The 8,326-nt window shown below is 61.3% G+C and carries 6 protein-coding genes; all 6 read right to left on the bottom strand.

Translation table 11 applies throughout. The features are described 5' to 3' along the window. Nucleotides 1–130: 130 nt before the first annotated feature. On the bottom strand, nucleotides 131–1,165 hold the full coding sequence (locus tag ACJ8HB_RS21435; RefSeq protein WP_047570497.1) for a LacI family DNA-binding transcriptional regulator: 1,035 nt from the start codon (nucleotides 1,163–1,165) through the stop codon (nucleotides 131–133). Nucleotides 1,166–1,195: 30 nt separating this feature from the next. Next, entirely contained in the window at nucleotides 1,196–2,605 is a 1,410-nt protein-coding gene (locus ACJ8HB_RS21430; RefSeq protein WP_094860155.1) for a glycoside hydrolase family 32 protein, read from the bottom strand. After that, the gene (locus ACJ8HB_RS21425; protein ID WP_047570500.1) at nucleotides 2,605–3,975 is read right to left on the bottom strand and encodes a sucrose-specific PTS transporter subunit IIBC; all 1,371 of its coding nucleotides are present in this window, start codon (nucleotides 3,973–3,975) and stop codon (nucleotides 2,605–2,607) included. Before ACJ8HB_RS21425 ends, ACJ8HB_RS21430 begins: the two co-directional genes overlap by 1 nt. A gap of 63 nt (nucleotides 3,976–4,038) precedes the next feature. Beyond that, nucleotides 4,039–5,448 carry a carbohydrate porin gene (locus tag ACJ8HB_RS21420; protein WP_047571725.1) on the bottom strand — a complete coding sequence of 470 codons (1,410 nt, stop codon included), beginning with the start codon at nucleotides 5,446–5,448 and terminating at the stop codon, nucleotides 4,039–4,041. 195 nt (nucleotides 5,449–5,643) lie between these two features. Then, nucleotides 5,644–6,570 carry an aminoimidazole riboside kinase gene (locus ACJ8HB_RS21415; RefSeq protein WP_033649085.1) on the bottom strand — a complete coding sequence of 309 codons (927 nt, stop codon included), beginning with the start codon at nucleotides 6,568–6,570 and terminating at the stop codon, nucleotides 5,644–5,646. Nucleotides 6,571–6,749: 179 nt separating this feature from the next. Continuing rightward, nucleotides 6,750–8,276: a p-aminobenzoyl-glutamate transporter gene (gene abgT / locus ACJ8HB_RS21410; RefSeq protein ID WP_028127596.1), complete on the bottom strand. Its 1,527-nt coding sequence runs from the start codon at nucleotides 8,274–8,276 to the stop codon at nucleotides 6,750–6,752. Nucleotides 8,277–8,326: the final 50 nt, after the last annotated feature.

The following is an 8,326-nucleotide window of genomic DNA, read 5'->3' as shown; positions in this document are numbered from 1 at the left end:
GGATAAGAAGGACCAAGAGATCGAACAGCAGATGGAGCTGTTGCAGGATTAACTCGAAAATGGCCCCCTTTTAGGGGGCGTCGTGTAAAGCCACCTCCTCAGGAGGTGGTCTTTTACTGATTCAGAAATATCACTCCCCGGCCAACAACGCCCGCGAACCGGCATGGCGCCAGTGGATACGGCCCGGCAGATAAAGCGCGTTCTGTTCCAGCGGCCGCTCGTCGATGAGCGCGGTGACCTGGCTGAAGCTATGTTGCGCCAGCGCCCGGCAGTCCTGCGCCACCGTGTCTATCTTCAGCGTCATGCAGTCGAACAGGTAGTGATCGTCGAAGCTGCACAGGTGGATGTCGCTCTCCATCAGCTGATGTTGCGTCAGATAACGCAACACCCCTTCCAGCAGGCCACAGGCGGCGGTGAACAGCGCTTGGGGCGGACGTCCCAGCTGTGCGCACAGCTGAGCGAACATCTCGTAACCCGAGCTGGGGTGGTAGCTGCCGTTGATGATCCATTCCGGTTTGCACGATACGCCGGCGCGCTCCAGGCCAAGCTGGAAGCCGGCCAGCCGATCGCGGGTCGGTGAAATGCGCGGCTGCCCGCCGAGAAAATAGATCTCATCCGGATGTTGGCGCGCGACCTTTTCCACCAGGTCGGCGGTCGCATTAACCGAGTCGGTGATCACCAGCGGCAGTTCGGAACCGGCGATCAGGCGGTCCATCTGCACCACCGGCAGCCCGGCGTTGATCTTCTGGTATTCCGCGTCGTTCAGCTGGCTGGAGGCGACGATCAAACCGTCGACCTGTCGCTGCACCAGACTGTTCACCGCCATCATCTCCTGCGCCGGGTTTTCATCGGTGCAGGCGATCAACAGCTGCAGACCGGCCTCGCGGCACAGCGTTTCCAGCTCGCGCGAAATCACCGCAAAGCCGTAGTTGGTCATCTCCGGCACCACCAGCCCCAGCGTGTGGCTGCGGTTGGAGCGCAAAGAGCGGGCGTGGATGCTGGGCTGATAATGGTGTTCGTGCGCCAGCGCCAGAATGCGATCGCGGGTGTCGTCGGACACCCGGTATTCCTTGCTGCGGCCGTTCAGCACCAGGCTGGCGGTCGATTTCGACACCCCGGCCAGCGTGGCGATGTCACTGATGGTAATGCGTTTATTTTTTTTCACTGACGCCGTCTGAAGTCATCGGAGGATGCGTCATTCTAGCATGCATGGCGTCAGCGGCCAGTATTCCAACGCCAGCGGCGCGCTCCCGTTCAGCCGCAGTTGCGGTTCAGCTGCCGGGAAGTAGCGCGCGCTCATCACCGCCTCGCCGTGGTTGATGAAGATTTCCATGCTGGAACGATCGAACAGCAGCTGCAGATGGGTGACCGGGCCGCGCCAGTAACGGTGCTCCGGCCTACCGTCGGCCAGGGAAGCGCGCGTCAGCTGCAGCCGTTCGCCGTCCCAGCTCAGCGTCATGGCGTCGCCAAAGTCGGCGCTGAACGCGCCCTGCGGCTTCAGCTGCAGCTCCGCGGCGCCCAGCGCATAGGCGGGGGCGTCATCGGCGCGGCCTTGCCAGCCAGCCCGCTCGCCGCGCAGCTGTTGCAGCTCGCGCGCCGGGTGCTGGTAGAGGCGGCCATGCCGCAGCGACAGCTCGCGCGGGCAGGTCATGGTGTGGAGCCAGCCGTAACGGCGCGTCGGGTGGGATTCTTCATCTTGCTCGGGCACGCCCATCCAGCCGAACAGCAGGCGGCGGCCATCTTCCGCCTGCGTCGTCTGGGGCGCGTAGAACTCGAAGCCGGCGTCCAGCTCGCGAAATTCGCCGTGGCTGAAGGCCGCCTGCCGGTAATCCAGCTTACCGAGCAGATAGCCGGCCTGATAACGGTTGAGATAGCGTTCCGGCTGCGGCGCCAGCCCCTGCGGGCAGCAGATCAACACGTCGTCGCCGTCCAGCGAGAACAGATCCGGGCACTCCCACATGTAACCGAATTCACCCAGGTCGTTCAGGCCGGAACCGGCGATCTCCCCCAGCGCTTGCCAGTCGCGCAGATCGCAGGAACGCAGCAGCAGCACCTTGCCGCGATCCTGCAAGTCACGCGCGCCGAGCACCATGTACCAGGCATCCTGATGACGCCACACTTTCGGATCGCGTACGTGGCCGCTGTAGCCCTCCGGCAGCGGCAGCACCGGCCCGAGTTTGCGGTATTCGCTCCGATCGCTTTCCTGAGCCAGGCATTGGTAAGCGGTGCGCGAGCCGTCGGGGAATTTCACGTTGCCGGTGTAGATCAGCGTGATTTTGTCTTCCGCCACCACCGCCGAGCCGGAGTAACAGCCGTGGCTGTCGTAACAGGCGCCCGGCGCCAGGGCGATCGGCTGATGTTCCCAACGCAATAAATCGGTCGATTGCCAGTGTCCCCAGCACTTGTTGCGATGATCGCAGCCCAGCGGGTTCCACTGATAGAACAGGTGATAAACGCCGTTGTGCTGGATAAAGCCGTTGGGATCGTTCAGCAAGCCAACGCTGGGCGCCAGATGCCAGGCCGGGCGGTGCGGATCGCGCAGTGCGCGTGGCTGGCCGTTCATTACCGCCCGCAGCGCCTGTTTGATTAAGCTGAGTTCTTCCATCATTGCGCGTCCGTTTTATATTTCAGCAGCAGGGAGAGCACGAAGGCGCTGCCAAAAGCGATCGCCAGGCTGATGATATAGCTGACCAGCGAACTGGCCTGCACGATCGCCATGCCGGGGATCGCCGTCAGCCCGACCGCGTTCATGCCGACGTGGTTGGCCACCACCCAGGCGCCGCCGAGCGCGCCGCCCGCCAGCGCCGCCAGGAACGGTTTCACGAAGCGCAGGTTGATGCCGAACAGCGCCGCTTCGGTGATGCCGAGCATGGCGGAAAAGGCCGACGGCACCGCGATGGCTTTGATTTTGGCGTCGCGGGTTTTGAAATACACCGCCAGGCAGGCGCCGCCCTGCGCGATGTTGGCCATCGACCAGATCGGCAGCAGGAAGTTGACGCCGATATTGGGGTTGCCGAGCAGCCCGGCCTCTACCGCATGGAAACTGTGGTGAATGCCGGTGATGACGATAGCGGAATAGAGGCCGCCGAACAGCAGCCCGGCGAACCAGCCCGCATGGGCAATCAGCGTGCTGAGCACGAAGGATATGCCGTCGCCCAGCGCGCGGCCGGCGGGGCCGATAAACAGCAGGGCGACAAAGCCCGAGATGACCACCGTCAGGAACGGCGTCAGGATCAGATCGAGCGCGTTGGGGATCACCTTGCGCAGCCGCTTTTCCAGCACGCTCATGAACCACACCGTCAGCAGCACCGGGAACACGGTGCCCTGATAGCCAATCATGGCGATCTCCAGACCGAAGAAGTCCATGGTGTGGAACCCCTCGGCGACGCCCCAGGCGTTGGTCAGCGCCGGATGCGTCAAAATGCCGCCGAGCGTGGCGCCCAGATAGGGGTTGCCGCCGAATTCGCGTGCGGCGGTGAAGCCGATCAGAATCGGCAGGATAATGAACGCCGCCGAGCTGAACATATCCAGCATGATGAACAGCGCGCTGTTGGCATCGGCCCAGCCGTAGGTTTTCACCATGCCGAGCAGCCCCATCAGCAGGCCGGAAGCGACGATCGCCGGAATGATCGGCACGAAGATGTTCGACAGCAGGCGGGCGATGCGCTGCAGCGGGTTGAGCTTTTTCGCCGCGATATCGGCGGCTTCGGCCTTGCTGGATTCGCTGACGCCCGCGGCCTTGATGAATTCCGCATGCACCTTGTTCACCAGCCCGGTGCCGAAGATCACCTGGATTTGACCGGCGTTGCTGAAGCAGCCTTTGACGCCGTCCAGTTTGCCGATGGCCTCTTTGTCCACCTTGCTGTCGTCCACCAGCACCAGGCGCAGGCGCGTGGCGCAGTGGGCGGCGCTGGCGATATTCTCTTTACCGCCAAGCAGCGGCAACAGCGCGTTGGCGGTTGCGGTAATGTCCATGTTGTCCCCTTGCTAAATAAAAATGCCGCCGCGCCGTTTGCGGCGCAGCGCCGTGAATCGATGTCAGAAAAAATACTTGAATCTGGCGCGCATGCCGTAACGCTGGTCGTTGTCGCCGTTGGCGATCTTGTTGTCGGCGTTGGCCTCCAGCAGCGACACATAGGCGCCTAAATACAGATTGAAATTCTTCATATTCATAATGTCAGGTATCTGATACGACGCGTGAACGGTGTGGATGTCGTAGTTGCCCGGTTCGCTGAGCGGGTTGTGGATATCGGCGGCGATCCCGGCGGTATTGAACTCTTTGATATTGTTATGGGCATAGATATAACCCAGTTCGAAGCGCCGCCACAGCACGTTGACGCCGGCGGTGAAGTCTTGCTCGCCTGAGGCATCCAGATAGGCGGTGCTCAGGTTGGCCACCACGCCGTTGTCCGGATCGGCGGCGCTGTTGTTCCAGCTCATCGTCATGCCGTAGCCGTTGCGCTTGGACTGATCGACGAAACGGCCCTGGCTGTCCCGATAGCCGTAGGCGTTATTCACCACGTTGCTTTCCATCGCCGCCGCGATGCTGAAGGCGTCTTTTTTCCAGGCGATCACCGGCCGTAAATAGGCGACGTTTTTCTTATTGTCCAGGGCGTTGCCGTGGTAGCTGTTGTCCTGGAACAGCGAAGTGCCGTCCTCCACCAGCGTGTTCAGCTCGAAATAGACATCACCGGCGTATTTGCTCAGCATCAGGTTGCCGCCGCTGCTGCTGCGGCCGCGGCCCTCTTTCATCATGTAGATATAGCCGAAGCCGTCGGCGTACAGATCGTTGGCGGTATTGCCGGAGTATTGAATGAAGGTGTCCTGATTCAGCGGGAACATGTCGTAGGCTTCAAAGCGGCCGATTTTGGTTTGCCAGTTCTTTTCATTGCCGAAGAAGAAGGCGGCGTCGTCCAGGTTCATTTTGCCGGTCATGTCCGCCAGCGGCTGCACGCTGAAGCCGGAGAAGTTGCCGTCCGGATTGCGGCGGTAGCCGTCCAGCCCGACCAGAATGCGGCCGTTGATATCCCAACGTTCTTTGTTGCCGGGTTTCCAGTCCTTGTGGTCGCTGCCTTTCAGCGACGTCAGCTGGCCGCTGCGGCTGGCGCCGTCCAGATTGAACTCCACGTCGCCGTACAGCTTCAGGTCATTGAATCCGCTCAGCTGCAGCGCGCTGGCCGGGGCAACCGGCGTTTCCGGCGTGGCGGCCTGCTGCGCAATCTGCGCGGCTTGCCGTTCGGTGTTGGCGGTGCGTTGTTCCAGCTGTTGCGCCCGACGTTCCGCCGCCGTCGCGCGGGTTTCAGCCTGTGCAGCGCGCCGTTCCGCCTGCGCCAGACGTTGTTCCAGCGCGTTGAGACGCGCCTCGATGCTGCCGCTGCCCGAGGCCGCTGCGCTGGAAGCGGAGAGGAAAAGCCCTGTTGTTATCGCCAAATAGCTGAGTTTTTTTATCATCGTCTATCATCCGGGTAAGGGTTGTTATTATTGTTTGCTAAATTGCTAAACCGGTTTTTCATGGCGAAAGATAACGAGAGCGAAGCGAGCTGGCAACTCAGTTAGCTAACCCGATTCAGCTATTGTGATCGAGCGCGCAAATCGTGGGTAAAAGAGCACGGCGAACCTGCGGATCGCCGTGAATACTGTGGATCAACGTAGGAAAGCGGCCAGCTCGTCGGCGCGGGGCAGGGCGGTCATGGCGCCTTTGGCGGTGGTGGCCAGCGCGCCGCAGGCCTGGGCCTGGGCGATAACCGCCGGCCATTGCGCTTCCTGCGGCAATTCGTGAAGGCGCGCCAGCGCCGCTAACAGCCCGGCGACGAAGGCGTCGCCGGCGCCGGTGGTATCGACCGGCACGATCGATGGCGCGTGGAAATGGCGCAGACGCTGCCCATCGTGTACGCAGACGCCGTCGCCGCCCAGCGTCACCAGCAGCAGGCGCAGCGGATAGGTTTGCATCATCCAGCGAATGGCGTTCTCCAGATCGTCAAGATGGCTGATGAAAGCCAGCTCTTCGCGCGACAGTTTCACCACGTCCGCCAGCAGCAGCGCCTTTTGCAGGCAGGGGCGCAGCGCTTCCGGCTGGCGCCAGACCTCTTCGCGGATGTTGGGATCGAAACTGACCCGGCCGCCGGCCGCCCGAATGCGTTCCATCGCGGTAAAGGCCGCGCTGCGGCTGGGCTCCTGCGAGAGCGCGATGGAGCAGAGGTGCAGCCATTCGCCACGTTGGAAAGCCGGCAGATCGTCGGGCTGCAAAAACAGATCGGCGCTGGGCTGCACCATAAACGTGAATGAGCGCTCACCCTGCAGATCGAGATCCACCACGACCGTGGAGGTGTGGTGTTCGGGATCCGGCCGCATATGGCTGATATCCACCCCTTCATCGCTCAGCACCCGCTGCAAAAAGGCGCCGAAGCTGTCTTGCCCCACTCGCCCGATAAAAGCGCTGTCGCCACCGAGCCGGGCGATGCCCACCGCCACGTTAGCCGGCGCTCCGCCGGGGCATTTTAGATAACCGTTGGCATTTTCCGGCACCAGGTCGATCACGGCGTCGCCCAGTACCCATACGCGATTCATCATGCTTAATCCCTGTTTTTGTCCTTGTCAGATGGGTTGCTAAAATAGAAGAACCGGTTTAGCAAGGCAATGAAATAATGCGCTGGGGCGTTGGGAGGGTGAGGAGGATCAATTTTTTTCGGGGATCGGGGGGAAGAGAACCCGCCCCGCGAGCCGGCTCGGGGGCGAGGTCGCGGGGCGGTTTAGCCCAGTTTCGGATACACGCCCGGGCCGATTGGCAACCCAAGCGCATACCAGACCAGCAGCAGCAAAATCCACACGCTGAAGAACACCACAGGATAGGGCAGGATCAGCACGTAATAAGTGCCGAGCTGCGCGTCTTTGCGGTAGCGCTGCAGGAAGCCGAGGAACAGCGGCAGGAACGGCGACATCGGCGCCAGCGGCAGTACCGCAGAGTCGGCGATGCGAAAGATCATCTGGGCGAACGCCGGGTGGAAACCGAGCAGCATAAACATCGGCACGAAGATCGGCGCCAAAATTGACCAGATCGCCGAGCCGCTGGCGATGAACATGCACAGGAAGGCGGAGAGGAACATCAGGCCGAGAAATGCCGGCGCGCCACTCATGCCGGCGGCTTCCAGCATATCGGTCAGGCCGACGGCCATAAACTTGCCCATGTTGCTCCAGTTAAAGAACGCCACGAACTGCGACAGCGGAAACACCATCACGATAAAACCCGCCATGCTTTTCATCGGATCGAGCAAGTGGTGGGGAATGTCATCCGGCCGCCGGATCTGTTTGGTGACTACGCCATAGGTAATGGCGACGGTGAAGAAGAACAGGATGATGATCGGCACAATGCCCTTGATGAACGGGGAAGGGATCACCGAACCGGTGTTCGGGTCACGCAGCGGCGCGGCCTCCGGCACCACCAGAGCGGCGATGATGGCGATAAACACCAGCGCGGCGATCCCGCTCATCATCAGCCCCCGGTTTTGCAACGGGGTCAGCGCTGCGATTTTGTCTTCGGCGCCGCCTTGCCACTTCGGCAGCCGGGGCTCGATAAACTTGTCGGTGAGCAGCGCGCCGGCGATGGTCAGCACGATCACGGAGGTGGCCATAAAGTACCAGTTGTCGATTACGCTAACGTGAACCGCGCCATCCACCGCTTTGGTGGCTTCGGTGCTGATGCCGGAAAGCAATACGTCGGTGGTGACGATCAATAGGTTGGCGGTAAAGCCGGAGGCGACGCCGGCGATCGCCGCCAGCAGTCCGGCTATCGGGTGGCGGCCCACCGCCACAAACATCAGCGCGCCAAGGGGCGGCATCACCACCAGCGCGGCGTCCGACGAGATATGGCTGAAGAAGGCGATAAACAGCACCATATAACTGGCGTAGCGGGCGCTGACGCGCGAGGCCATTTTGTACATCAGCGCCTGCAGCAGGCCGACCTTTTCCGCCAGGCCGGCGCCTATCACCAGCGCCAAAATAGCCCCCAGCGGCGCAAAGCTGCTGAAGTTATGGATGATGTTGGGAAATATCCACTGCATGCCCGCCACGCTCATCAGGTTATTGACCTTGATGAGCTCGCCGGTGGCCGGATTTTTCACCGCCACGTCGAGCCAGGAAAACAGCGCGGTGGCCAGCATAAGCACCAGGATCAAATAGACGAACAGTAAAAACGGATTGGGGATCTTATTGCCGATGCGTTCCACCCAGTAAAAAACGCGTCCGGGGCTTTTATTGATTGGCGTTGTGGCCTCACTCATGATTTTACCCTCTGTGTTTGCTCTGTTGTGTGATTGTTATTATTTGATTT

The organism is Serratia sp. CY27727, from assembly GCF_052169275.1.
GTDB classification, from domain to species: domain Bacteria; phylum Pseudomonadota; class Gammaproteobacteria; order Enterobacterales; family Enterobacteriaceae; genus Serratia; species Serratia sarumanii.
The sequence above is the reverse complement of the archived record's forward strand: the minus strand, read 5'-3'. Positions and strand labels throughout refer to the sequence as shown.